This window comes from Brevibacillus thermoruber 423 (assembly GCF_000454065.1).
Taxonomy (GTDB): domain Bacteria; phylum Bacillota; class Bacilli; order Brevibacillales; family Brevibacillaceae; genus Brevibacillus; species Brevibacillus thermoruber.
Genome location: NZ_KE695651.1, coordinates 141,835 through 166,163, shown reverse-complemented (window position 1 = coordinate 166,163; position 24,329 = coordinate 141,835). Strand labels below are relative to the sequence as shown.

Genomic DNA, 24,329 nt, shown 5'->3' with positions numbered 1-24,329 from the left:
CCCGTCATTGTGGAGCCTCCGGCCGGTCAACTCGCGGCCGTTTTTTTCCGCCGCGCCAAGCGCAGCGCAATCAATCCGGTCACGTGCGGAGCCGCCATCGACGTTCCGTTCAGCTTCTTGAAGCTGTTGCCCGGCCAGGTGGACAAAATGTCCACGCCCGGCGCTGTCGTCGTCATCCCTTTTCCGCGCGAGCTGAATTCGGCCAGCTTGCCGTTTTGGCCCACCGCCCCGACACCGATCACCTCCCGATACCGGGCCGGGTATTCCACCGTCCCCCCGTTGTTGCCGGCCGACGCCACCATGACGATGCCCCGGTCCGCGGCCTTTTTGACGATCCGCGCCAGCGCCTCGCTGTACTGCGGCATGCCGAAGCTCATGTTGATGATCTCCATGTTGTGTTCAATCGACCAGTTCAACGCCCGCATGATGTCGGACAGCGTGGCGGTGCCGTCCTCGCGGAACGTGCGCACGTCGTAGAGATCGGCCTCCGGCGAGACGCCGACAATCCCCCGCTGGTTCATTTCCGCCACGATGATGCCGGCCACGTGGGTGCCGTGTCCGTTGCGTTTGCCCCGGACCAGTTCGATGCCTCCTTTCACCCGATCCCGCAGTTCGAAATGGCTGCGGTCAATCCCCGTATCGATGACGGCGATCTTCACCCCGGTTCCCTTGCTTCTCTTCCACATCCGTTCCGCCCCTACATACTTCACGCCCCAGGGCACCTCTTCTTCCGTGTGCACGCTGACCACCACGTTTTCTTCCACGATCGGATTGTGCCGCAAAAAGTGGTCCTGGTACATCTGAAACAGTTCATCGCGAACGCACATGCAGGACACGTCGTCAAAGCAGCGCCACGGCTGTTTCACCGCCCGGGTGGCCAACTTCTCCTTCAGCTCCGCCAAAATGTCGGCAAACGGCGCTTGATGATGAAACGTCAAGATCTTCACCTGGATTCCTCCCTGTCGTGACAAATGTCTGCATCATCCTATGTACAGATGCCGCGTTTGGGGTTGGGTGTTCACACAGGTTGGAAAAAAAGGGCGAATGGCTGTGCGCTGTTCCAGCCGCCCGCCAAGCTGCTGTGCCTCACGCGCAAAAAAACCGCAAAGCAAAAGGGAGCGCTTCCGCTCCCCCTTTGCTCATACCCGCCTTTTGCGTGTCCGGATTAGTTGTCGCAGGCGCACCCGACGATCGTCAGCAAGACAAACAACACCAGCACCAAGGCAAAATCGTCAAAAAAACCGCCATTAAACAGACTACTCATTACGCTTCCCCTCCTTTGTCGGCAACTACTCATACGGTATGAGTCAAACGTATGGATTGATTGGACGGACGCCCATGTGCTGCATTTCAGCGCCGTCCAATTTGGCAGGCCTGCCCCATCGGTTCCCGTTCCGCCGCATGCGGCGGGGAGCCGGACAATCCCGGCGGTCATAGCCATAGAGTGTGAGCTGATTTCCCGGCGAACCGCAACCGAAACGATGACAGACGAAGGAGGTGGCGCGCGTGCCGCTGCGCGTGAACAGCGAGCTGGAACGGCTGACTGCTGTGCTGCAGCGCGAGCAGCAGGCCGACGGCTCCTGGCGGTACTGTTTTGAAAGCGGGCCGTTGACGGACGCGTACGCGATCATCCTGCTGCGCACCCTGAACATCCCCAACGAACCGCTGATCAGCGGGCTGGCGAAGCGGATCGCTTCCCGGCAGGCACCGGACGGCACCTGGAAGCTGTATTCCGATGAGAGAGACGGCAATCTCTCCACGACGATCGAATCCTATTTCGCCCTGCTGGCAGCCGGAGCCGCCGCGCCGTCCGATGAGCGCCTGCAGGCGGCCAGACGGTTCATCCGGGCCAAGGGAGGACTGGCGCAGGCCAATCTGGGCACGAGGGTCATGCTCGCCCTGACCGGCCAACATCCCTGGCCGCCGTTTCCGATTCCGGCGGAGTTCATGCTCGTTCCGCCCTTTTTTCCCCTCCATCTGTTTGATCTGGTCGGCTTTGCCCGGGTACATCTGGTCCCGATCATGGTGGCGGCTGCCCGGACGTTTGCCGTCAGGTCCCGGCAGATGCCCGACCTGTCCGACCTGTTTCGCGGACTGCCATCGGCCGGTCCGCAGCAGCTGGACCTCATCTGGTTCCACGAGCTGATCGACAGCGGAATCCGCAGTCTCCCCTCCTTCTTGCGGCCTGCCCGCGAGCTGGGGCTGCGGGAGGCGGAGCGTTTTCTCCTGGACCGTCTGGAGCCGGACGGCACCTTGTACAGTTTTTTCACCGCCACGTTTCTGATGATCTTTGCCCTGCTCGCGCTGGGCTACCGACCGGATCACCCCGTCATCATCCGGGCGGTTCGCGGCGCTGAGCGGTTGGTTTGTCCCGTTGGCGACGTTTTGCACATGCAAAACTCCACGTCCACCATCTGGGATACGGCACTGCTCAGTCACGCCCTGCAAACGGCCGGCATGCCGGTCTCCCACCCCGTCATCCAACAAGCGACTCGTTACCTGCTCAGCCGCCAGCACAACCGATACGGCGATTGGGCCCGGCGCAGTCCGGGCGTGCCGCCGGGCGGGTGGGGCTTTTCCGACATCAACACGATCAATCCCGACGTGGACGATACGACGGCGGCGCTGCGTGCCCTGCACCGCGCCGGCAGTGGGGACCCGGCAATTCGGCAGGCGTGGGACAGGGGACTGCGCTGGCTTCTTTCCATGCAAAACAGTGACGGCGGATGGCCGGCGTTTGAACGAAACACCGCCAATCCGCTGGTCAAGCTGCTTCCCGCCGGCGGGGCGGAGGCCGCTTTTACCGATCCGTCCACAGCCGACCTGACGGGGCGGACATTGGAATTTTTGGGGAATCACGCCGGTATGACGCTGCAGCATCCGGCCGTCCGGCGGGGCGTTGACTGGCTGCTCCGTCATCAGGAGACAAACGGCTCTTGGCACGGACGTTGGGGCATCTCCTACCTGTACGGCACCTGGGCGGCCCTGAGCGGGTTGATCGCGGCAGGTGTCTCTCCCGATCATCCGGCGATCCAAAAAGGCGTCTCGTGGCTGCGGAGCGTTCAGAACCGGGACGGCGGCTGGGGGGAGTCGTGCCAAAGCGACGTGCTGAAACGATACGTTCCCCTCGGCGCCAGCACGCCGTCGCAAACGGCCTGGGCCGTCGACGCGCTGACTGCCGTCTCCCGCAGAACGGGCCCGGAGCTGGAAGCGGGCGTCCGCTTTCTCCTCGCGGCGGGAAAGCGGCGGGACTGGACGTCGTCTTATCCGACAGGCGCCGCCCTGCCCGGAGGCTTTTACATTCACTACCACAGCTACCGCTACATCTGGCCGCTCTTGACGCTCGCCCAGTACCGGAACAAATTTCAGCCGTAGCCGAACGGCAAAACCGCCCGTCGTCCGTCCTCCCTGCCGTTTGCAAACGCCAAAAAAGCCTGCGCTCCGTCAAGAAGCTGCAGGCTTTTTGGCTTGGGGGGCAGGCGCCATCCCGTACGGTTTTTGCATGACGGTTTGCCAGAACGGGATCGTGCGCTGGATCAGCGGGCCGGTCAGCAGCGCGATCAGCACGGTGCCGATCGACACCGGTCCGCCCAGGGCCGCTCCCGCCAACAGGACGGTTACCTCGATGGCGATGCGCACCTTTTGAATGCTCCAGCCCATCCGTTCGTTCATCGCCAGCATGAAGCTGTCGCGCGGCCCCGCGCCCAGCCGCGGGGAGATGTACATCCCGGTGCCGACGGCCATCACCAGCACACCGGCGAGCAGCATCAGCAGCTGTTCCAGCATGGTTTCGGCTGTCGGGACGACGTCCAGCCAGAGAAAAAAGTCGAGAAAACTGCCAAAGCAGACCATATTTAAAAACATGCCAAACGTCGGTTTGATTTTCGCCAGCACATACGAAAGAAGGATGACGATGACCCCCACGATTTGCGACCAGATGCCGATCGTCAGCCCAAAGGTCTTTTGCAGGCCGATGTGCAGCACATCCCAGGGCGAGACGCCCAGGTGGGCCTTGATCGTCAGCGCGCAGCCAAACGCGCCGATGAACAGCCCCAGCACAAACATGGCGTAGCGAACCACGAGCGGCCCGCCGATTCGTTTCCCGGACACTCCCGTTCACCTATCCTCTCCGGTTCTCTCTCTGTTCTTCACCGGTTACCGCCATCCGGCCACCACTTCGTGAAAAATGCCGTCTTTGCGGAAGTACGCCTCCGCTTTCGGGCGGTCGATGTAGGCTTCCAGCTCGTTCAGCCGCTCTCCCGCCAGGACGACCTGCCGCTGCCGGTTTTCCTCGTCACGGTACTCCACGATCAGGGAAAGGTTCTCCCGCAGGCAGTGCTCCCGCAGTTCTTCCGGTGTTGCAAAGGTAACCCGTTTCATGCTCTCCCTCTTTCCTGATGATGATCATTCATTATAGCAGGGATTTTCCGTTTCTCCCACCGTGCCGCGTACCCGTTTTACGGGGATGCTGGCAAAATCCTCCGCCAGCGTCGTATTGGGAAAGACGTCCTGCGCCTCCGCCAAGAGATCGGCCATCGTCAGGTCCCCGTCTTCATTTTCATAGCGCGGGCTGAAGTGGGTGAGGCAGAGCGCCTTCACCCCCGCTTCCCGGGCCAGCAGGGCCGCTTCCCGGGCCGTGGAGTGGCCGCTGCGCACGGCCAGTTCCTTGTCCCGGTAGGCGTACGTCGCCTCGTGAATCAGCAGGTCGGCCCCGGCCGCCAGTTCCCGGACGGCGCGGCACGGCTGCGTGTCTCCGCTGTAGACCACTTTCCGCCCCGGCTGGGCCGGACCGACAAAATCGCGGCCATCGAAGACACGGCCGTCGGACAGGGTGATCCGCTCTCCCCGCTTCAGCGCCCCGTACAGCGGCCCCTGCGGGATGCCGGCCCGTTTGGCCGCGTCCGCCAGAAACGCGCCGGGGCGATCCTTTTCCACCACGGCATAGGCGTACGCCGGTACCCGATGCTGCACCCGGCGGCATGACACCGTCATCTCTTCGTTTTCCCAGACGGTCCCTTCCTCGATGATGTGCACATGCAGCGGGTAATGCAGATGGACGGGGCTGACGTCCATCACCGCCTGGATGTAGCGGTCCACACCCGGCGGCCCGTACAGCTCCACCGCCGATGCCTCGTCGTTGCGCAGCGAGCGGCTGGCCAGCAGGCCGATCAAGCCGTACAGGTGATCCCCGTGGAGGTGGGTAATGAAGATTTTTTCCAATTGACTCACTTTTAGCGGCGAACGCAGAATCTGGTGCTGCGTGCCCTCGCCGCAGTCAAACAGCCACCACTTGCCTGTTTGGACAAAGCGAAGGGCAATCCCGCTGACGTTTCGTCGCGTCGACGGGGCACCCGATCCGGTTCCCAGGAAGGTAACGATCATGTAGCGATTGGTCTCCTTTTCATCCTGACGTCCAGGTGCCTGTCCGGACGCTGGGCATTCACCCTTTTTTCAGGGGGCGCATACCCTACATCAGGCAAATCGTTCAGGCACTTGACCTGTCAGGAGGGATTATGATGAAGCGACTGCTCTCTCTGGGGCTTGCCGCCGGACTGGCGCTGACGGCGCTGTTGACCGGCTGTGCCGACGCCCCGGAAAAAATACGGATCGGGGAAGTAACCCGATCGATCTTTTACGCCCCCCAGTATGTCGCGCTGGAAAAAGGCTTTTTCAAAGAGGAAGGGCTCGACGTGGAGCTGACCACCACGTGGGGCGGGGACAAAACCATGACCGCCCTGCTCTCCGGCGGCATCGACGTGGCGCTGGTCGGTTCGGAGACGAGCATTTACGTCGCCCAGCAGGGAGCGGCCGATCCGGTCATCACCTTTGCCCAGTTGACGCAGACGGACGGCACCTTCCTCGTGTCGCGCCAAAAGCTGGATCACTTCAGCTTCGACCAACTGAAGGGCAGCGTCTTTCTCGGCCAGCGAAAAGGCGGCATGCCGCAGATGGTCGGCGAGTACGTGCTGAAAAAGCACGGCATTGATCCGCACGCCGACCTGCAGTTGATTCAGAACATCGAATTCAAAAACGTCGCTTCCGCTTTTGCCTCGGGGACGGGAGCGTACGTCCAGTTGTTCGAGCCGCAGGCGTCCCAATTCGAGGCGGACGGCATCGGGTACGTCGTCGCCTCGTTCGGCAAGGAAAGCGGCACGGTTCCCTACACCTCGTACATGGCCAAACAAAGCTATCTCGACGAGCGGAAAACCGCTATCCAAAAGTTTACCAATGCCATCTACAAAGGGCAACAATGGGTGGCCAGCCACTCTCCCCAAGAGACCGCCCAGGTGATCGCGCCCTACTTCCAGGAGGTCAAGCCGGAGATTCTGGAAAGCTCCGTCAAACGCTATCTGGAGCAGGGCTCGTACGCCACCGACCCGATTCTCGACGAAACCGAGTGGAACCTCCTGCAGGACATCATGGACCAGGCGGGTGAACTGAAACAGCGCGTCGATTACGCCAAGCTGGTCAACACCACGTTCGCCAAAACCGCCAAGGAAGGGAAGTAAGCTCCATGAACCAGCTTCTTTCTCTGCCGGCCAAGATCGAGCTGCGCCACGTCACCCATCTCTACGTCACGACGTCCAGGGCGTTCATGGCGGTCAGGGACATCAACCTGCGCGTGGAGGAAGGCGAGTTCATCTGCCTGGTCGGCCCCAGCGGCTGCGGCAAAACGACACTGCTCTCCCTGATCGCCGGGCTGGAAAAACCGACGGCCGGCAAGATTCTGATCGAAGGACGGCCGGTGGAGGGAACCTCCCGCCAGGTGGGCTACATGCTGCAGCAGGATTTTCTGTTCAACTGGCGCACGATCGAGGAAAACATCTTCCTCGGCCTGGACATACAAGGCATCCGCAACCGGGAGACGGAAGCGTACGCCCTGCATCTGCTGGAGGAAATGGAACTGGCCGACGTGCGCAAGGCGTATCCGTCGCAGCTTTCCGGCGGGATGAGGCAGCGGGTGGCGCTGGTACGCACGCTCGCCTGCCAGCCTGACATCCTGCTGCTGGATGAACCGTTTTCGGCGCTGGACTACCAGACCAAACTGAAGCTGGAGGACCTGATTTTCTCCGCCCTGCGCCGCCACAAAAAAACGGCCGTGCTGGTGACGCACGACCTGTCCGAGTCGATTGCGATGGGCGACCGGGTGTACATCCTGGCGCGCAATCCCGGCCGCATCAGCAGCGAAGTGGTCGTGCCGGCGGCGATCCGTGAAGCGCTGCCGTTTGACGCCCGCAATCATCCCGGGTTTCACGAGCTGTTTCACCAGGTATGGAAAGAGATGGAGGTGGTGTCCGATGCAGCCAAATGAGATTGACGCGATCCACCGCAGCCATTTGAGACAGGCAGCGAGACAGCGCTGCCTGATCGTCGCCACCCAACTGGCCCTGTTGCTCTTGTTCATCGGCGTCTGGGAAGGCCTCGCCCGCGCCAACGCCATCAACGTGCTGATCTTCAGCTACCCGTCCAAAATGTGGCAGTTGTTCTGGTCGCTGATGCTGGACGGCAGCCTGCTGCCGCACGTGGCGATGACCGTGGGGGAGACCGTTGTCGGCTTCCTGCTGGGCACGCTGCTCGGCACGCTGCTCGCCACCCTGATCTGGTGGTCCCCTTTTCTCTCCCGGGTGCTGGAGCCGTATCTCGTGGTCGGCAACAGCATGCCCAAGGTGGCGCTGGGCCCCGTCTTCATCGTCGGTCTGGGGCCCGGCCTGCTCTCCGTGATCGCGATGGGATGCGCCATCTCCGTCATCATCACCACCATCGTGATCTACACCAGCTTCAAGGAAGTGAACCCCAATTACGTCAAGGTGGTCCAGACGCTGGGCGCCAACAAGCGGCAAACCTTTACGATGGTGATCCTGCCCGCCACGATCCCGACGATTCTCTCCACGCTCAAGGTAAACGTCGGCCTCTCCTGGGTGGGCGTGATCGTCGGCGAGTTTCTCGTCTCGCAAAAAGGGCTGGGCTATCTGATCATCTACGGTTTTCAGGTGTTCAATTTTACCCTGGTGATGGTGAGCCTGGCGATCATCGCGGTGGTCGCCACCCTGATGTATCAAGGCGTCGCCGTTCTCGAACGGCTGCTCACCCGCCAGTTTCAATAGAGGCTTGGCACCGGCGCCGTTCCGCTCTCGCGGGGAACGGCGCCGGTCTGCGTGAAGCACGTTCCGTTTGTCCATGGTAAAATGATGCCAAGACAAAGGAGGTGGCTCACTTGTTCGTGTGGGAAGGATCTGCCGCCGTGTGTGTCAACGACCACAGGCAATTGCTGATGGTGCTTCAGGGAACACCCGAAGAGCCAAAACGCTGGTCTGTTCCTTCCGGCGGCAAAAAGCCGGGCGAAACGCTTCAAGAATGCTGCGTCCGCGAGGTATGGGAAGAAACCGGGTTCGTGGTGCGGATACGGCGCGAGATGTGGGTGAAGCGAATGAAATCGAACGATGCCCAGATTACGGTTCACTACTTTGAAACGGAGATCATCGGCGGCCATCCTCGTCTCCACGATCCGGACGGCCTCATTCACGAGGTGGCATGGATTTCACCAGAGGCGCTGGAACATCTGGAACTTTCCTTTCCGGAAGACCGCGACCCGCTCCTTTCCGTGCTCCGCTCCCGCCGGTCGCCGTGAAGCATGCCCGCGCCCTCATCCCCACACCGGCGCCACCACTTCCACCTTGATCCGATCCGGATCTTCAAAGTACACCGCGTAGTGATCAGGCCCTCCGGCATGGGGATGACGGTCCTCGTACAGGATCGTCACGCCCCGCCTGCGCAGTTCCTCCGTCAGCGCATCCACCTGCCTGCGGCTGCGGGCGTGAAACGCCAGATGGTTGAGCCCGACCCGGCAGCGGTGGTAGGGAATGTCGAGAAACCGTTCCTCCGCCTGGACAAAGACCAGATACGTCTCCCCGCATCGCCAACTGACGCCGTTTTCCCACTCCTGAAACGGCTCGTATCCCAACTGTTCCAACAGCCAGCCCCAAAAGGCGGCCGACCGGCGCAAATCGGACACGTACAGTTCCACATGGTGCAGCATTGCCGTCCCCTCCCCTGTACAAAAAAAGCGTCCGGCCGTACGTACTGCCGGACACCTGGACGCAAGCGGGCTATTGCCAAAACTTCCACCAGCTCTTTTTGTTCGATTCTTCCTGTCTGGGTACCGTCTGCGCCTGCGCCTGCTCCCGCATCGCCGCTTCCGTCTCCTGCGCTCCCGGCACCCGGGCCAAAAAATGGTCCACCATCGGCTTGTACTTGTCGGGCAGATGCTGCTGCATCTCGCGCAGCACGGCGATGGCCTTCTCCTTCTGGTCGGTGGCCAGCAGCGCGTTGGCGTAGTTGAACCCCGCATACGGAAAGGGGAACGCGGGTGACCAGTACTCCTCGCAGATCTGGATCAGTTGATAGACGTACCCGGCTTGTCCCAGCTCGCCGGTGACGGTCATGACCACTTCGTCCTTCCCCTTGGCTCTCTCGATGGCCTGCCTGTACCACTGCATCGCCTTCAGCAGATTGCCCTCCGTCAGGAACAGGCGCGCCATGTGGAGCTGCGGCATCCACGCCCCCTCTTTGGCGGCAAGCGCCTCCAGCCGCTGTTTCAGCTCGTCCCGCTTGCTGAACTGCAGGAAGCTTTCCACGTACATGTTCAGCCCGTTTTCCTGATTGGGGTCCTTGAACAGCCCGGCTTCCAGGGTTTCAAACGCTTTGGCCTCTTCGCCCTGAAACGCGTAGATTTTGGCCAGATTGGTGCAGGCGGTGCCGGAGGTGGGAAAGCGCTCCAGACAGTCGATCAGCATCGTCTTGGCCTTGTCGAACTCGCGCGCCTGCATGTGCACCACGGCGCGAAAAATGAGCGCAGACTCGATCGGTCCGTACAGTTCCAGCAGGCGATCGGCCGCGACGGCCGCCTGTTCGGTGAACTGGTCGCGCACCAGCCCCATCGCAAAATCGCGAAGCTTTTCCTTCTCGTCCCAGTACTTGTCCAGATAGTTCGGAATCACTTTCTTCTGGTAATCTTCGCGCGACATCTGGATCGTTTGGCCAAATTCGTTGGTAAACGTCACAAATTCCGACATGCAACAGCCTCGCTTTCGTCTCTGTGCCATGTCAAACAGGGAAATGTCCCCAAGAAGAAGAACGATTTCCCCGAAAGGAAACCGTTCGCTGTCCATGGGCCCCCGTTAGATCCAGGCTTTTATGTTCACTTTGCGAATGAACTCTTCCATTGATTCCTTAACAGGGTCGCCATTGTCCGCTGCTTCGTCCTGCATGCCCATCAGTTGGCGGAAGAGGGCCTCGTTGCGCGTAGCCAGCGCAAAGTCAAGCAGAGCTTCCCGCTGGATGCGTTCCGCCTCCTGCTCGATCAGCTTCTCTTCCAAGGCGATGTCCTCTTCCGGCACAGCGTACTGCTTATCTATCTTCGGAATGCGTACAATCCACGCAAACGCGCTGTCGGGATTTCGGTCACGACCAATCAGATACCCGTATTCACCAATCGGCATCCCTTGTTCAAAGGAGTCAGCAACGATGACGACACGTTGTCCTAGCTTGAACATGGGCGTCAGCTCCTTTTGAGTCTCATTCTAATAATACTAAATTGTATGTGCGCTTGGGAAGAGCAAACCGCCCACTCTGCACATCCGCCCGACAACGCGGACGGAATGCCGCCTTCCGCTCGCCGCTGCCGGCCGGCCCGTCCGTTTGCAAACGGCCTGCGCTTCTAGTACGCTGTATCCAGGCACCCCTGGTGAGAGCGGCGTACAGCGCGTGGAAAAAAGATTTGTTGGAAAGCGTGAAATGCGCTATAGTTGCGCTTAGAAGAACAGGATTGAGGTGTTGCACACGCTATGCAAATGTCCACGGGTTTTTCCTTGTTTATCATCGGCTGGACGTTTGTTCTGGTCGCGCTGATGGGCATCGGCGGGTATTTCATGTTCCGCAAGTTCTTGAAATCCATGCCGAAACAGGACGGCAAATCCGATCTGGATTGGCAGGACTACTATATCGAACAGACCCGCTCCATGTGGACGGATGAAGGGCTTGCACTGCTCAACGAACTGGTGGAGCCGGTGCCGAAGCTGTTCCGCGATGTGGCCCGCCGCTCGATCGCGGCGAAGATCGGCCAGCTCGCCCTGGAGGAAAAGGCGACGACCATCACCATCGAGCTGATCGTCAAAGGCTACATCATCGCCACGCCGAAGCGGGATCACAAGTGGCTGATTCAGCACCTGCAGAAAAAACAGATCGATTACACGCCGTACGAACAATATCTGCACGCGGAATCGTAGGCTCGCCGTTCTCCTGAAACCGGACGCCGGCCCGTTCGTACAAACAGGTAGACCCACATGACAAGGAGACGATGAGCATGTCAGTCATTCTCGCCATACTCGGCATCGGCCTGCTGCTGTTGATCATCGCGGCGGTCGTGGTGATCGCCCTGCTGAAAAAGGGGGCCGGCCTGCTGATGAATACGGGCGGACACCGCCGATACAGCAGCAGCGATTACCGCCACCGCGGCCCCTTCGGCCACACCGGTCACACTTCTTACGGCCACGCGCACTACCGCCGCAGACACTCCAGCCGCAGCGGCTTTTTCAGCAGTTGACGGCTCTGATTCAAGATCAATTCCTTTTTACGCAGAAAACAGACCCCTCTCCGTCAGGAAGGGGTCTGTTCGATGTTGGGCTGTTTTCCGGACACCCCGCCGGAGACGAGGAAGGTCATCGCCTCCGAGCTGTCCACCTCCAGCGGCTGCACCTGCTCTTTGGGAAACAGCAGGAGATTGCCGGCGAAACTGTACGACTGCGGCAGGTAGACGGCCACATGGTCATGCAGGCCATACGCCTCCAGGCTTTCTCTGGTGACAAAGCCGATCGCCTTGGCGTGGCCGTCGCGGGTGAGCGTGACCAGCACCGGCTTGTCAAAACTTTTCTTTTCTCCTACAAACGCGCCGATCAGATCCTTGATCGCCGAGTAAATCAGCTTGATGACCGGCATTTTTTCAAACAAGGCGGCCACCAACGAGAGCAGCCCGCGCGTAAGGACGTTGGACGCAAGAAAGCCGATGGCCGTAATCCCCGCGATCGTCAGCAGGAATCCCGCTCCCGGCACGGGCAGCCCCAGCCAACTGTCCACCGTGACAAAGATCGTGTACAAAATGTAGACGGTGGCGGCCAAGGGGATGACGTACAGCAGTCCTTCCAGGAAATAGCGCACGACACGTTTCACAGACGTTTCTCCTTTCGCTCCCTTCTCCCCGATCATTGTACCCGACTGACGGGGAGAACGACAGCACCATTTCCCGTTCTGCGTACGTGCGCCTTTTTTCATGGGCAAACAGCAGGACTTCAGGCTGGCTGCCGCCCTCTACAGGCATGACAGCAGCAGCGTCTGTACATGTTCAAGCACTCTTCTGTTATTATTTTCCACACCATTATCGGTCGGGAACCGCCCGTTACCCCTTCACGCTCTCCTTGGCATACCGGTTTGCCGGGATCGGCAGCCCCAGATTGCCGCGCAGGGTATCGTGTTCATACTCGGTTCGGAAGATGCCCCGCTCCTGCAGAATCGGCACGACCAACTCGACGAAGTCGTCCAATCCCCTCGGAACGTTGGCATGAATGATAAATCCGTCCGCCGCCCCCTCTTCAAACCACTGCTGGATCAGATCGGCCAACGTCTCGGGCGTCCCGATGAAGTTGTCTTTCGGGGTCGCTGCGCGCAGCGCCACCTGACGCAGCGTCAGACGCTGTTCTTTCGCGATTTGCTTGATTCGGTCCGTGGTGCTGCGGAAGCTGTTGCTTCCGATCTCCCCGATATCGGGGAAGGGCTCATCCAGCGGAAACTGCGAGAAATCGAAGTGATCGAAGTATCGGCCCAGATAGTTCAGCGCATGCTCGATGGTGACCAGCCGGGCCATTTCCTCGTACTTCCGTTCGGCCTCTTCCCGGGTTCTCCCGACAATCGGACCGATTCCCGGGAAAATGAGAATGTCGTCCGGGGAGCGGCCGTAGCGGGCAGCCCTCTGTTTGACATCCTGATAAAAGCGCTTGGCGTCCTCGATGGTTTCATGGTTGGTAAAAACGGCGTCGGCCGATTTGGCCGCCAAGGTTTTGCCGCTGTCCGACGACCCCGCCTGGAAAATGACCGGCTGCCCCTGCCTGGAGCGGGCGATGTTGAGCGGACCCTGCACGGAAAAGTACGTCCCTTTGTGATTCAACCGGTGCATTTTCCTGGGGTCGAAGAAAATGCCCGATTCCTTGTCTCGGATAAAGGCGTCGTCTTCCCAGGAATCCCACAGCCCTTTTGTCACTTCGAGAAACTCCTCGGCAATGTTGTACCGCTCCTCGTGGGACGGGTGTTTTTTCCCGTAATTGAGCGCAGAGCCTTCCAAGGGTGACGTCACGACATTCCAGCCTGCCCTGCCTCCGCTGATGTGGTCGAGGGAAGCGAACTGCCGCGCCACCGTAAACGGCTCGCTGTAGGAGGTTGACAGGGTGCCGACGAGGCCAATCCTGGAGGTAACCGCGCCCAGTGCCGACAAAATCGTAAGCGGCTCAAACCGGTTTAAAAAGTGCGGAATCGATTTTTCGTTGATGTACAGGCCGTCCGCGATAAAGATCAGATCGAACTTCCCGGACTCCGCCTTCTGCGCCTGCTGCTTGTAAAATCCGAAGTTCACGCTGGCATCGGAGAGGATGTCCGGATGCCTCCAGCCATCCATCGTGCCCCCGACACCGTGGATCATCGCGCCCAGTTTCAACGTCCGTGCCGCTGCCATTTGGATTCCTCCTTTTCAAAACGCTTGTGCCCGTTTCCCGCATGCGCGTGTCCGACAAACGTCCTGCTCACCATGCGGGAATGTCCGCCAACCAAAAAGGAGATGCGTCACTCCCATCGGGGGGGTGAGGCATCTCCAGTTGACTGGTCGACAGATGGATATTCTCCGTGCTTTTGCGAGACGTTCGTAAGAGGCGGACCGGTCGATCCGTGTCCTGGTTACAGTGACTTCGCTTCCTTCGCAGTCCCCTTCACCGCGTGTACCCACTCGGCCAGCGATTGCTGCAGGCGGGCTTGCAGCTCTTCGGCCAGCTCGAACCCGCCGCCCTCCAAACGGGTGACCTGTGTGTCCAGCGCATAGACACCCGTGAAAATGTGGTTGGCTCCGAGTGCCGACAAGACCGGCTTCAAGGCGTAGTCGATGGCCAGGAGGTGGGCAATGGTGCCCCCGATCGCCAAGGGAAGCACGATTTTCTTCTCCAGCCCCTTCTGCGGAATCAGGTCGAGAAACGACTTCAGCACACCGGTATACGACGCTTTGTAAATGGGCGTCGCAACGACGACCGCGTCGGATTTGGCGATGATTCGGTTCGCTTCCAGAATGGCCGGGCTGTCAAACCGGGTATAGACCAAATCTTCCGGGGGGAGCTGCCTGACCTGAATTTCATGGTACTCCCATCCCTCGGATTGGACCGTTTTGCGCACTTCCTGCAGCAGCCCGTTCAACCGTGACGACTCGGTCGGACTGCCTGAAATCACCGTAATGATTGCCATTCAGAGCACAACCTTTCACATGGATTTGACAAACAAAACCGTTATTTCCCACCTGTTTACTAGGTTATGGAAAGTATAGCGCGGCTTCGGCAGGGTGTCAACGGCCGATGCCGGCAGCTTGACCGTCTCCCTCAAAACGCGGGCACCACGGCGACCCCGTATTTGTTCTGGATAAATGTCTTCACGTCCGGCGTTTGCAGAGCCGCTCCCAGCTTTTTGATTTCTTCGCGGTTTTCGTCGCCTTTGCGGACCACGATCACGTTGGCGTAGGGGGAGTTCCCGTCTTCCCGGAACAGCGCGGAGTTGGGATCGATGTTGGCTTCCAGCACGATGTTGGTGTTAATGACAGCGCCGTCCAGATCCGGCAGGGCCCTCGGCAGGGTAGCGGCCTCGGCCTCCACGAATTGCAGGTGTTTCGGGTTTTCGACGATGTCGTTTGGCGTTGCCTCGTACGTGGTCAGGCCGTCTTTCAGTTTGATGAGTCCCTGCTCCTGCAAGAGCACCAGCGCTCTGTACTCGTTGGACGGGTTGTTGGGAATCCCGATTTTGGCTCCGTCCTTCAGCTCGTCTTTCGATTTGAGTTTGTCCGAATAGAAGCCGATCGGTTCCACGTGAACCTTTGTGGTCACGGCAAAGTCATACCCCTTTTCCTTGCTGACCGAATCCAGGTACGGGACGTGTTGAAAGAAATTCGCATCGATTTGGCCGTCCTGCAGCGCGGGATTCAACTGGCCTTCGTCGTCCAGCACGACCACTTCCAGATTGATGCCTTCTTCTTTCAGCTTCGGTTTGATGAATTCCAAAATCTCCGCATGCGGGACGGGGGCGGCCCCTACCTTCAGCGTCACCTCTTGTTTCGGCTGCGCGGTTCCTCCCGCGTCGGATGACGTACCGGCGTTGGCCGGGCTGCCCTGCGCGGCTGTGTCCGAAGCGGCTGGTGCGCTGCTGCCGCCGGAGCCGCAACCGGCAAGGACCGAACTGAAGATGGCCAAAAGTGCGATAACGACGAACAAACCTTTCTTACCCATACGAACACTCCCATTTTCTTTGGATTTAGGTGAAATGAATGAAACCGTGACTGATCCTGTCTGCTGCCTTACTCGAATTTGTAGCGCTTCTTGCTGATTTGTCCGGCAATAAAGTCGCCGCCCCACTGAATGAGTTGAACCAGCAGGATGATCAGAATGACGGTCGCAAACAGCACGTCCTCCCGAAACCGTTGATAGCCGAAACGGATGGCCAGGCTGCCGAGGCCGCCAGCGCCGATCGCGCCGGCAACGGCGGTAAATTCCGTGATGCCGATAATGCCGATGGTGATCCCCCGCACCAGTGCCGGCAGGGCCTCCGGAATCAGCACGTGAAAGATGATGGTAAACGGCGGCGCACCGATGGACTTCGCCGCTTCGACTTTTCCCGGGCTGACCTCCTTGAGCGTGTTCTCGATGATTCTCCCGAGAAACGGAGCCGCACCGATGGAAAGCGAAACGATGGCGGCGGTGGGGCCCAGCGTCGTCCCCACGACCCAGCGGGACAAGGGCAAAAGCAGCACGATGAGGATGATGAACGGAAGCGAACGGACACTGTTGATCAGGGTACTGATCACCTTGTGCAGCCGGGGGGCTTCCAGAATGCCGCCCTTCTCGGTCACGACCAGCGTAACCCCCAGTGTCATTCCCAGAACGAGGGCAAACAAGGACGACCAAAACACCATGTACAGCGTTTCCAGAAGGCCTTTCCACAGCAAATCAATCAGATCGTCCCTCATATCCCCGCCCCCGTTCCTTCCATGACCATGCGCTTGTCGCGGTAATACTCGATGATTTTCACGAACCGTTTGGCGGTGTCGCTTTCCGGATTCAGGAAAAACTTGTCGACGGAACCGGTTTCGACGATTCGGCCGTTCTCGATGACCGCCATGTTGTTGCAGATGTGCTGCAGTACGTCCAATTCGTGTGTTATCAACACGATGGTAAGGTGCAGCTTCCGGTTGATGTCCTTCAATAGTTCCAGAATCGAGTAGGTGGTTTGCGGATCGAGCGCGGAGGTGGCCTCGTCGCTGAGCAGGACATCCGGCTCGTTCACCAGTGCCCTGGCGATGCCCACGCGCTGCTTTTGTCCGCCGCTGAGCTGGAACGGATAGACGTTCTCCTTGTCGCTTAGTTGGACGAGATCGAGAATCTCTCTGACCCGCTTTTGAATGAACGGCTTCGGGTGACCCGCCACCTTCAGCGGGAACGCCACGTTCTGGAATACCGTCTTGGAGTCGAGCAGGTTGAACTGCTGAAAAATCATGCCGATTTTCCGCCGCGCCTGCTGCAGTTCCGACTGGTTCAACTGCGTGATCACTTTGCCTTCGATCTCGATGCTGCCGGAATCGGGTTCCTCCAGCCGGTTGAGGCAGCGGATCAACGTGGACTTGCCCGCGCCGCTGAAGCCGATAATGCCGAAAATATCCCCTTTTTCAATGCGCAGGTTGATGTTCTCCAGCGCCGTGACGGTGCCTTTGGGGGTTTTGTACGTCTTGTTGAGGTTGGAAATGACGATCATGTATTCACCACCTGTGTCGGGACGTGAGCGTTTTCTAGACGTGATGCTTATTCTCGGACAGGGCAAGGCGATACGGCGGAATCGGCAGTCCGAGATGCCCCCGCAGGGTGTCGCTGTCGTAGTCGGTACGAAACAGCCCTTTTCGCTGCAAAATCGGCACCACGTGATTCACAAAGTCGGCCAAGCCGTCCGGGAGCAGCGGCGCCATGATCATGAAGCCGTCCGCAGCCCGTTCGGTGAACCATCTTTCCAGCGTGTCGGCGATTTTCTCAGGCGGGCCGACCAGGCTGTCATCGCTGAACGATCCGGTCAAGAGGGAGTACAGCTCCCGCAGCGTCGGATTTTCCCTGGCGATGACGGGCTGATGCTTTTTGTAGTCGGCTTTGGTCTCCGGCAGCCGGTCCAGTCCCAGATCGGCGGCTCGTGTCTCCAGCGTGGCGTGGCTAAAATCGACGCCCTTGAAATAGTCGGCCAGGAAGCGCAGGCCTGTTTCTTCCGTGATCAGCGATTCGAGAAGCTTCTGGGTCGCCCGCGCCGCTTCTTCCGTTTCGCCGATGATGGGAGAAATGCCCTGCAGGATGCGCACATCCTCGGGAGAACGGCCAAAGGCGGCCGCTTTCTCCTTGAGGGAACGGTAAAACGCCTTGGCGTCCTCGATGTTGTATTTGATGGAAAAGATGACCTCCGCCGTCCGGGCGGCGAGGTTTTGCCCCGATGCGGAAGAGCCGGCCTGTACGAGAACGGGGTGACCCTGTCGGGAGCGTCCGATGTTCAGCGGCCCCTGGACGGAGAAGAACCGTCCTTTGTGGTTGAGGCGGTGCAGCTTGTTCCGTTCGAAAAACCGGCCGCTCTCCTTGTCCCGCACAAACGCGTCATCTTCCCACGAGTCCCATAATCCTTTCACCACATCCACAAATTCCTCCGCACGCTGGTAGCGGAAGGTGTGGTCGTAATGCTCCTCGCGCCCAAAGTTGAGCGCGGTGTTTCCCGACAAATCACGGGTGGTGACGACATTCCAGCCGGCTCTCCCTTTGCTGATGTGATCGACTGACAGAAACTGCCGGGCCAGGTTGAACGGTTCGGCATAGGACGTGGACGCGGTCGCCACAACGCCGATGGTCGAAGTCGCTCCCGCCAAAGCCGTGATCAGCGTGATCGGCTCAAACCGGTTGAGAATGTTCGGGTGAGATTCTTCATTGATGGCCAAACTGTCCGCGATAAACACCATGTCGAATTTTCCCCGTTCGGCCAGCACGGCAAGCCGTTTGTAGTAGTCGATATCGATGCTGGAATCGGCCTGTGCATGCGGGTGCCTCCAGGAAGCCACGTGCATGCCCGTTCCGACCAAATAGGCGGCCAGTTTGATGTGACGGTTTCGGATCACGAGAGCACCTCCACTACACCAAGTTATGAAAGTTGGATACTCGGATATAAAGCGGCGCTATTCTGTCAAGCGGGACGATCTCGGTCGTGTGCCGCCTCTTTTGATCTGCCGTTACGTCCCGGACCACCTGGCTGCCGGACGATCCCGTTCCGCATCCGCAAGCAAACGGGTGTCCGCGTACTGTTTCAGCGACGCCGCCAGCACTCCCTTTCCAGCTTCAACCGGTTTGTCCGGGGCTTGCGGCCGGTCGCCTGCAGCCGCTCCAGGAAATCAATCACGATCCTTCTGCGGGAGACGATATGTTTGACGCCGCATTGGTAAAACCAGAGGTCGATTGTATTGTAGACCCCCCTGTTCACACCGTACTGCTCCAGGCACCAGGCGGCGAAGGAAATGTCGGGCTGGTGCAGCACGTCCGGGTCAACCGAGGGTGGCGCCGGTTGACTGACAGACAAGATGGTTCCTCCCATCGCCTCATCCACTCCACGCTCGTAAAATGGTTTCAATATGCCGCACGCCAACCCCCGTCATACTGCGGCGGCCATGGCCTGCTTGATTCGCTCAATCTGCCGCAGATGAACCTGCACGTGATCGATAAACGCTTGAACAACCTCGGCCAGACTGATGGTCTCCCCTTTTGCGTTCACGCCCGTTTTTCCCCAATCTTCGTCCGTCAGCCGCTGAAACAGCAAGCTGTTGTAGATCAGCAGGGCGTGAAAGATGGTCAGAATCACCGAAGCGGAACTTTCGTTGGCCTTGGAATGGCTTACCCACGGGTCTTGTGCGAAAGCCGGCAGCCTCGCCGAAGAACCGGACAGAATCTCCCGGATTCGGAAGGAAACGACGATGTTATGGTCGGCCAGATGGGACAGCACTTCCGTCACGCTCCACACATGCGGCGCCTCTTTCCACTTCAACTGCGCTTCCGTCAACCCTTCGATGGCCTGCTTTAGCTGCTGATGCGTATCCATGTAGTGCCGAATGTCAATCTGGTGTTGACTCATTTTCCATTCCTCCCCTGTTCTCCCGTTCTCGGCGTTCGCCCGGCCTCCACCCGATGTCCCGCCGCGTCCGGCTCGGACCACCTCTCCGCCGCGTACAGGGCCGCAAGCGCGAACAAGGCGGCGCTTGGCACGAGGGCCTCTTCGTTTACCGTAAACCGGGGATGATGCCACTCTTCCGTCCCGCTGGTCCCCATCCAGATAAAGGTACCGGGGACTTTTGTCTGATAATGGGCGAAGTCTTCCCCGCCGGTGGAAGGCTGCGCCTCCACAATCGTCAGATGCAGGGCTTTCGCGGCGGCGCGAATCACCTCGGTCGTCACCGGATCATTCCGGACCGTTGGCGTTCCGGCAAACCATTCCAGCCTGGCGTCGGCGCCGTACCCGGCTGCAATTCCTTTCGCGATCCGCTGCAGCAGGCCGGGCATGTTTTTTCGGACGTGCGGTTCGAACGTTCGCACCGTCCCTTCCAGAATGGCCGTGTCGGGTATCACATTCCACGATGTGCCGGCGTGGAACTGGCACACGCTGACCACCGCGCGTTCAAACGGACTGATGCTGCGGCTGATCGCCGTCTGCAATCCGCCGATGATCGCGCTGGCCGCAACGATCGGATCGATGGCCGCTTGCGGAACGGCCGCGTGTCCTCCCTTTCCGCTGACCGTGATGGCAAACCCATCGACGCTGGCCATTAACGGACCGGTTTTCACCCCGATCGTTCCCACCGGCAGGTCCGGTTTGTTGTGCATGCCAAAGATCGCGTGCACCCCGTCCAGCGCGCCCGCTTTGATCAAGACGTTGGCGCCGCATCCCTTTTCTTCACCGGGTTGAAACAGAAAGCGAACCCGGCCGTGGAGATGACGGACATGCTTTTGTAGAAGCACCGCCGCCCCCAGCATCGCCGCCGTGTGAAAATCGTGGCCGCACGCGTGCATCTTCCCGTCGATCCGAGACGCAAACGGCAGTCCCGTCTCTTCCTGTACAGGCAGCGCGTCGATGTCGGCTCGCAGCGCAATCGTAGGGCCGGGCCGCTCCCCCGCGACTTCCGCCACCACCCCCACCGGGACGTCCAAGGGCAGAATCACGATGCCTTCGTCCTGCAGAAACCGGCGAATTCTGCGCGTCGTCTCAAACTCCGCCATGGACAACTCCGGATACTGGTGCAGTTCGCGCCGGATGTCCACCAGTCTTGGCCGCAATTCTTCAGCGTCCTTGCGAAACCGTTCCGCTACCATATTGCAATGGCCCCTCCTCCCTCACTCTGCTCCCCGGATCGTGAAGCCGGTCCCGACGAGCTGCTTTTTCAAAAAGACCAGCGTGTCGTCATGCCCCAACTCCCGTTCATAAAACGGAACATACCCTCTTCGTTCATACATGGACAAAAGCCACGGGTGCTTGCGCGATGTCGCCAGGGTGACGGCCGGCACCTGCAGCGTATCCCGCACCACCGTTTCCTCAACATACCGCAGCAGCTTGGACCCGATTCCCCGATTCGCGCGGGCGGGGTCTACCGCAAACCAGTACAGGAACGGATACTCCGTCACCTCTTCCAGCGTTTTCAGGGAAATGGTCGCCACAAGCGAGCCGTTCTGTTCCAGCACATAGCACGTATGCTGCGTCAGATTGTCCTGGATCATGCCGAGGTCGGCCTCGGTCGCGGTAAAGGCGATGTCCAGCGCCCTGATGGATTCGTATGCACGCGTGATCAGATCCAGCAGCGTCTCCGCGTCTTTCCATGTCGCCAACCGGTACGTGTCGCTCACCTTCCTCACCTCAACGCTTCCATCGGATAGCTCCATTCCGGCGTGATTCGTTTCAGGAACTGTCGTGTTCGTTCTTCCTTCGGGTCAACAAAGATGTCGGCCGGTGTTCCTTGTTCCACGATGACTCCTCCGTCCATGAAGACGACGTGATTGGATACCTCCCGGGCGAAGCCCATTTCGTGCGTGACGACGATCATGGTCACCCCTTCGCTCGCAATGGTTTTGATGACCGCCAGGACTTCGCCGACCAGTTCCGGGTCAAGCGCGGATGTAGGCTCGTCGAACAGAATCAACTCGGGATTCAGCGCCAAGGCGCGGGCGATCCCGACACGCTGCTGCTGTCCGCCCGAGAGCTGGCTGGGGTAATGATCGCACTTGTCGGACAGCCCCACTTTCTCCAGCATCTCTAGGCTTCGCTCCCTTGCCTCTTTCTTGGGCACCTTTTGGGCGACGATCAGCCCTTCCATCACGTTTTCCAGGGCCGTTTTATGCTTGAACAGATTGTAGTGCTGAAAGACCATGGCCGTTTTCCGGCGCAGTTCCAAAATGTCTTTCCGGCTTGGATGCCTGCAGTCAACCGTGAGCGCGCCGATGGTCACCTCGCCGTCGTTCGGCCGCTCCAAAAAGTTGATGCAGCGCAGCAGCGTGGTTTTCCCCGACCCGCTGGGGCCGAGAATGACGACGACATCCCCCCTTTCCACGGTCAGATTGATGCCGTTCAGCACATTCAGCCTGCCAAAGGATTTGTGAATGTTTTTCAAGTGGATCATGCCATGCCTCCCCTGCTGTACGCAGTGACTCGTTTTTCCAGAAACGCCGTAATCCGTTCGGCGATGATCGTCATGCCCCAGTAGATCAGGGCTGCGGCGATGAACGCCTCGAGAAACTTCAGGTTTACCGACGCGACCACGTTGGCTTTACCGAGCAGTTCCATCTGGGACACGGTAAAGGCGAACGTCGAGGTATGCAAAAATCCGATGAACAGGTTGCACAAATTGGGCAGAATGGCGCCGAACGCCTGCGGGAGCACGATCCGCCACACCGCCTGCGGGGTGCTCATGCCGACCGCATAAGCGGCTTCGATCTGGCCCGCGGGGACCGACAGGATGCCGGACCGGATGATTTCCGACATGTACGCGACGGCCGTCAGCGAGTAGGCCGTCAGCACAAACAGAAGGATCGGGATCGACGCGGATTTGAACGACCAGCCGAAATAGGCGGACAGGCTGTCAATCAGCTTCGGCATGGCGAAGTAGATGATCAGCACATGCAGCACAATCGGCGTTCCGCGCAGAAAGGAGACGTAAAACTCGGCCAGCTGATGCACAACGCGCACCTTGTACAACCGGATCAACGCCGTCACGACCCCGATGCCCAAACCGAAAATCAGCGGCACGACCGTGATGGTCAGCGTCAGCGGCAGGGCCGTCAGAATCTCAAAGAACGCGGTAACGATAAACGCTATGTCAATCGTCATCCCCTCTCACCTCCCCCTCTCCGTCAGGCACTGGCCCATTTTCGCTCGTGCTGCTGCAGTTTTCGTTCCGAGGCGGCAAACAGTCTTTCCAGCACAATCACGACGAGGTAGTAGATCACGGCGAGGCTGATATACACCTCAAGCGCATGGGCGGTGGCCGAGATGAGCGTCTGCCCGCGTCCCATCATATCCATCACGCCGATGGTAAAGGCGAGCGAGGTATCCTTGAGAAACCCGATCACCTTGTTGGCGAAGTTCGGGACAGCAACCATCAGCGCCTGCGGCAGCACGATGCGCCCGAACGCCTGACGCGCGGTCATCCCCACCGCATAGGCCGCTTCCGTCTGTCCGAGGTCCACACTGTTCACCGCGCCGCGTATGGTTTCGGACAGAAACGCCGCGCTGCTCAGCGAGTACGTGACGATCACGAACAACAGCGGATCGGCTCGTGACAGATCGAGATGGACCAGGCCGAGCACTGCCGGCAGCCCGTAATAGACCAGAAACAATTGGATCAGCACGGGCGTTCCCCGGATAAAGGAAACGTACACGACAACCAGTTGGGTCAGCACCGGAATGTTGTAGAGCCGCGGAATCGCAAGCAGCAGGCCGAGCAGCAGGCCAAAGAACAGGGACGCGGCCAGAATCAGCAGCGTGATCGGCAGGTACGCCAGAAGTTCGGGAAGAAACGTCCCCAGCAATGACAGATCAAATGCTTTTCCCATGTCCACCCTTCACCTTTCGATGACATGGAACCGGCTATTGTTCCACGGTGTAGTCTGAACCCAGCCACTGTGTGCTCAGTTTGGCCAGCGTGCCGTCCGCCTTGATTTCCCGCAACGCTTCGTCGACTCTTTGCTTGAGTTCCGTTTCGTCCTTCCGCAGGAGGAAGTACACTTTCGAATTGGAGAGCGTCTCCCCCACCGTCTTTAATTGGGCGTCCACCGACTTGTTGAGAAAATCGATCGCAAACTGCGTGCTGATCGTCGCGTCAACCCGGCCCGATTTGATTTGCTCGTTCGCATCCTCGCCGGCGCCGGTGTACACGATTTGGATCGGGTTCCCGTGTTCGCTGTTCCACTTTTCCGCCAGCACCGCCGAGTTGCTGGTCGCCGTCACAATCAGTTTTTTGCCTTTCAGATCCTCAATCGACTTGACGGTGTTGTTATCCTTGTGAACGACCACTTTCAGGGGAAAAATGTTGTAGGCTTCATCGTTGTACAGGAATTTCTTCTGACGTTCTTCGTTGACTTCCATCTGGTGCGCGATCAGGTCGATTTTCTTCGTTTCCAGGCTGAGCAGCAGATTTTTGAATTCGAACGTCTTCAGCTCAAATTCATAATCCGGCAGGCGCTTGTCGATTTCCCTGATCAGTTCGACGTCATACCCGGTCAGCTTGCCGTTCGCGTCGATGAAGCAGATGTTGGGAAACTGCGTCCCGGTCCCCACCACCACCTTTTTCACGCCTGCCGATGCTCCGCCCCCCTGACTGCCCGGGTTGTCTTTGGATGTGGCCGCGTCGGAAGAGCATCCCGCCGCAATCAACAGCGTACTGATCAGAGCGGTCAACATGATTTGCTTGTTCATGAATCATCCCCCTTCCTGTG

At 59.3% G+C, this 24,329-nt stretch carries 30 protein-coding genes; 7 read left to right on the top strand and 23 right to left on the bottom strand.

Translation table 11 applies throughout. The features are described from left to right. Positions 1–26: 26 nt before the first annotated feature. Complete coding sequence (locus M516_RS0112220; protein WP_029099370.1) at positions 27–947, bottom strand: S8 family peptidase; 921 nt, start codon at positions 945–947, stop codon at positions 27–29. Positions 948–1,165: 218 nt separating this feature from the next. After that, positions 1,166–1,264 (bottom strand): YjcZ family sporulation protein, encoded by a 99-nt coding sequence (locus tag M516_RS24800; protein WP_029099369.1) that lies wholly within the window; start codon positions 1,262–1,264, stop codon positions 1,166–1,168. Positions 1,265–1,506: 242 nt separating this feature from the next. Here M516_RS24800 and shc point away from each other — a divergent pair, with 242 nt between their 5' ends. Next, the gene (shc, locus tag M516_RS0112210) at positions 1,507–3,375 is read left to right on the top strand and encodes a squalene--hopene cyclase (RefSeq protein ID WP_152523394.1); all 1,869 of its coding nucleotides are present in this window, start codon (positions 1,507–1,509) and stop codon (positions 3,373–3,375) included. A 69-nt stretch (positions 3,376–3,444) separates the two neighbouring features. Here the strand turns inward: shc and M516_RS0112205 are convergent, their stop codons facing one another. The 3 genes from M516_RS0112205 to rnz all read right to left on the bottom strand — a co-directional run bounded on the left by M516_RS0112205 (position 3,445) and on the right by rnz (position 5,382). Further along, positions 3,445–4,065, bottom strand: coding sequence for a YczE/YyaS/YitT family protein (locus M516_RS0112205; protein WP_051188228.1), 621 nt, complete (start codon positions 4,063–4,065; stop codon positions 3,445–3,447). Positions 4,066–4,155: 90 nt separating this feature from the next. Next, entirely contained in the window at positions 4,156–4,380 is a 225-nt protein-coding gene (locus M516_RS0112200) for a hypothetical protein (RefSeq protein WP_029099366.1), read from the bottom strand. A 24-nt stretch (positions 4,381–4,404) separates the two neighbouring features. Continuing rightward, a complete protein-coding gene (gene rnz, locus M516_RS0112195) occupies positions 4,405–5,382 on the bottom strand; it encodes a ribonuclease Z (protein ID WP_029099365.1) in 978 nt (325 codons plus the stop codon). 134 nt (positions 5,383–5,516) lie between these two features. On the opposite strand from rnz, the gene M516_RS0112190 reads away from it, so the two are divergent. From M516_RS0112190 to M516_RS0112175, 4 genes are all read left to right on the top strand, one after another. Next, on the top strand, positions 5,517–6,509 hold the full coding sequence (locus tag M516_RS0112190) for an ABC transporter substrate-binding protein (RefSeq protein WP_029099364.1): 993 nt from the start codon (positions 5,517–5,519) through the stop codon (positions 6,507–6,509). A gap of 5 nt (positions 6,510–6,514) precedes the next feature. Further along, entirely contained in the window at positions 6,515–7,312 is a 798-nt protein-coding gene (locus M516_RS0112185; protein WP_029099363.1) for an ABC transporter ATP-binding protein, read from the top strand. Beyond that, positions 7,299–8,105, top strand: a complete 807-nt coding sequence (locus tag M516_RS0112180) for an ABC transporter permease (RefSeq protein ID WP_029099362.1) — start codon at positions 7,299–7,301, stop codon at positions 8,103–8,105. The genes M516_RS0112185 and M516_RS0112180 overlap by 14 nt, the downstream gene beginning before the upstream one ends. A gap of 116 nt (positions 8,106–8,221) precedes the next feature. Continuing rightward, positions 8,222–8,629: an NUDIX hydrolase gene (locus tag M516_RS0112175; RefSeq protein WP_420796323.1), complete on the top strand. Its 408-nt coding sequence runs from the start codon at positions 8,222–8,224 to the stop codon at positions 8,627–8,629. A gap of 15 nt (positions 8,630–8,644) precedes the next feature. Here M516_RS0112175 and M516_RS0112170 read toward each other — a convergent pair whose 3' ends face one another. The 3 genes from M516_RS0112170 to M516_RS0112160 all read right to left on the bottom strand — a co-directional run bounded on the left by M516_RS0112170 (position 8,645) and on the right by M516_RS0112160 (position 10,553). Further along, positions 8,645–9,037, bottom strand: coding sequence for a VOC family protein (locus tag M516_RS0112170; protein WP_029099360.1), 393 nt, complete (start codon positions 9,035–9,037; stop codon positions 8,645–8,647). Between the two features lie 70 nt (positions 9,038–9,107). Then, the gene (locus tag M516_RS0112165) at positions 9,108–10,073 is read right to left on the bottom strand and encodes a tetratricopeptide repeat protein (RefSeq protein ID WP_029099359.1); all 966 of its coding nucleotides are present in this window, start codon (positions 10,071–10,073) and stop codon (positions 9,108–9,110) included. 105 nt (positions 10,074–10,178) lie between these two features. Then, complete coding sequence (locus M516_RS0112160) at positions 10,179–10,553, bottom strand: hypothetical protein (RefSeq protein ID WP_029099358.1); 375 nt, start codon at positions 10,551–10,553, stop codon at positions 10,179–10,181. A 297-nt stretch (positions 10,554–10,850) separates the two neighbouring features. Between M516_RS0112160 and M516_RS0112155 the strand changes: the two genes are divergently transcribed. Together M516_RS0112155 and M516_RS23420 are read left to right on the top strand one after the other, a co-directional pair. After that, a complete protein-coding gene (locus tag M516_RS0112155; RefSeq protein WP_029099357.1) occupies positions 10,851–11,285 on the top strand; it encodes a DUF2621 domain-containing protein in 435 nt (144 codons plus the stop codon). 77 nt (positions 11,286–11,362) lie between these two features. After that, the gene (locus tag M516_RS23420; protein ID WP_035289659.1) at positions 11,363–11,602 is read left to right on the top strand and encodes a hypothetical protein; all 240 of its coding nucleotides are present in this window, start codon (positions 11,363–11,365) and stop codon (positions 11,600–11,602) included. A 53-nt stretch (positions 11,603–11,655) separates the two neighbouring features. Here M516_RS23420 and M516_RS0112145 read toward each other — a convergent pair whose 3' ends face one another. The 15 genes from M516_RS0112145 to M516_RS0112075 all read right to left on the bottom strand — a co-directional run bounded on the left by M516_RS0112145 (position 11,656) and on the right by M516_RS0112075 (position 24,309). Beyond that, positions 11,656–12,225: a DUF502 domain-containing protein gene (locus tag M516_RS0112145; RefSeq protein WP_029099356.1), complete on the bottom strand. Its 570-nt coding sequence runs from the start codon at positions 12,223–12,225 to the stop codon at positions 11,656–11,658. A gap of 226 nt (positions 12,226–12,451) precedes the next feature. Continuing rightward, entirely contained in the window at positions 12,452–13,777 is a 1,326-nt protein-coding gene (locus M516_RS0112140) for an LLM class flavin-dependent oxidoreductase (RefSeq protein ID WP_029099355.1), read from the bottom strand. Between the two features lie 218 nt (positions 13,778–13,995). Continuing rightward, positions 13,996–14,550: an NADPH-dependent FMN reductase gene (ssuE, locus tag M516_RS0112135; RefSeq protein WP_029099354.1), complete on the bottom strand. Its 555-nt coding sequence runs from the start codon at positions 14,548–14,550 to the stop codon at positions 13,996–13,998. A 131-nt stretch (positions 14,551–14,681) separates the two neighbouring features. Further along, complete coding sequence (locus M516_RS0112130; protein ID WP_029099353.1) at positions 14,682–15,578, bottom strand: MetQ/NlpA family ABC transporter substrate-binding protein; 897 nt, start codon at positions 15,576–15,578, stop codon at positions 14,682–14,684. A 68-nt stretch (positions 15,579–15,646) separates the two neighbouring features. Continuing rightward, on the bottom strand, positions 15,647–16,315 hold the full coding sequence (locus tag M516_RS0112125) for a methionine ABC transporter permease (RefSeq protein ID WP_029099352.1): 669 nt from the start codon (positions 16,313–16,315) through the stop codon (positions 15,647–15,649). Next, positions 16,312–17,097 carry a methionine ABC transporter ATP-binding protein gene (locus tag M516_RS0112120; protein WP_029099351.1) on the bottom strand — a complete coding sequence of 262 codons (786 nt, stop codon included), beginning with the start codon at positions 17,095–17,097 and terminating at the stop codon, positions 16,312–16,314. Before M516_RS0112120 ends, M516_RS0112125 begins: the two co-directional genes overlap by 4 nt. Positions 17,098–17,131: 34 nt before the next feature. Further along, on the bottom strand, positions 17,132–18,481 hold the full coding sequence (locus tag M516_RS0112115; protein ID WP_029099350.1) for an LLM class flavin-dependent oxidoreductase: 1,350 nt from the start codon (positions 18,479–18,481) through the stop codon (positions 17,132–17,134). 185 nt (positions 18,482–18,666) lie between these two features. Then, a complete protein-coding gene (locus M516_RS23415; RefSeq protein ID WP_152523393.1) occupies positions 18,667–18,936 on the bottom strand; it encodes a hypothetical protein in 270 nt (89 codons plus the stop codon). Between the two features lie 72 nt (positions 18,937–19,008). Beyond that, positions 19,009–19,485 (bottom strand): DinB family protein, encoded by a 477-nt coding sequence (locus M516_RS0112105; RefSeq protein ID WP_029099349.1) that lies wholly within the window; start codon positions 19,483–19,485, stop codon positions 19,009–19,011. Continuing rightward, positions 19,482–20,717: an amidohydrolase gene (locus M516_RS23410; RefSeq protein WP_081656530.1), complete on the bottom strand. Its 1,236-nt coding sequence runs from the start codon at positions 20,715–20,717 to the stop codon at positions 19,482–19,484. Before M516_RS23410 ends, M516_RS0112105 begins: the two co-directional genes overlap by 4 nt. A gap of 21 nt (positions 20,718–20,738) precedes the next feature. Then, a complete protein-coding gene (locus tag M516_RS0112095; RefSeq protein WP_029099348.1) occupies positions 20,739–21,245 on the bottom strand; it encodes a GNAT family N-acetyltransferase in 507 nt (168 codons plus the stop codon). 5 nt (positions 21,246–21,250) lie between these two features. Further along, a complete protein-coding gene (locus M516_RS0112090; protein ID WP_029099347.1) occupies positions 21,251–22,015 on the bottom strand; it encodes an amino acid ABC transporter ATP-binding protein in 765 nt (254 codons plus the stop codon). Then, the gene (locus M516_RS0112085; RefSeq protein WP_029099346.1) at positions 22,012–22,722 is read right to left on the bottom strand and encodes an amino acid ABC transporter permease; all 711 of its coding nucleotides are present in this window, start codon (positions 22,720–22,722) and stop codon (positions 22,012–22,014) included. The genes M516_RS0112090 and M516_RS0112085 overlap by 4 nt, the downstream gene beginning before the upstream one ends. Positions 22,723–22,745: 23 nt before the next feature. After that, positions 22,746–23,447 carry an amino acid ABC transporter permease gene (locus M516_RS0112080; protein ID WP_029099345.1) on the bottom strand — a complete coding sequence of 234 codons (702 nt, stop codon included), beginning with the start codon at positions 23,445–23,447 and terminating at the stop codon, positions 22,746–22,748. Positions 23,448–23,481: 34 nt separating this feature from the next. Next, positions 23,482–24,309 carry a transporter substrate-binding domain-containing protein gene (locus M516_RS0112075; protein ID WP_029099344.1) on the bottom strand — a complete coding sequence of 276 codons (828 nt, stop codon included), beginning with the start codon at positions 24,307–24,309 and terminating at the stop codon, positions 23,482–23,484. Between the last annotated feature and the right edge of the window lie 20 nt (positions 24,310–24,329).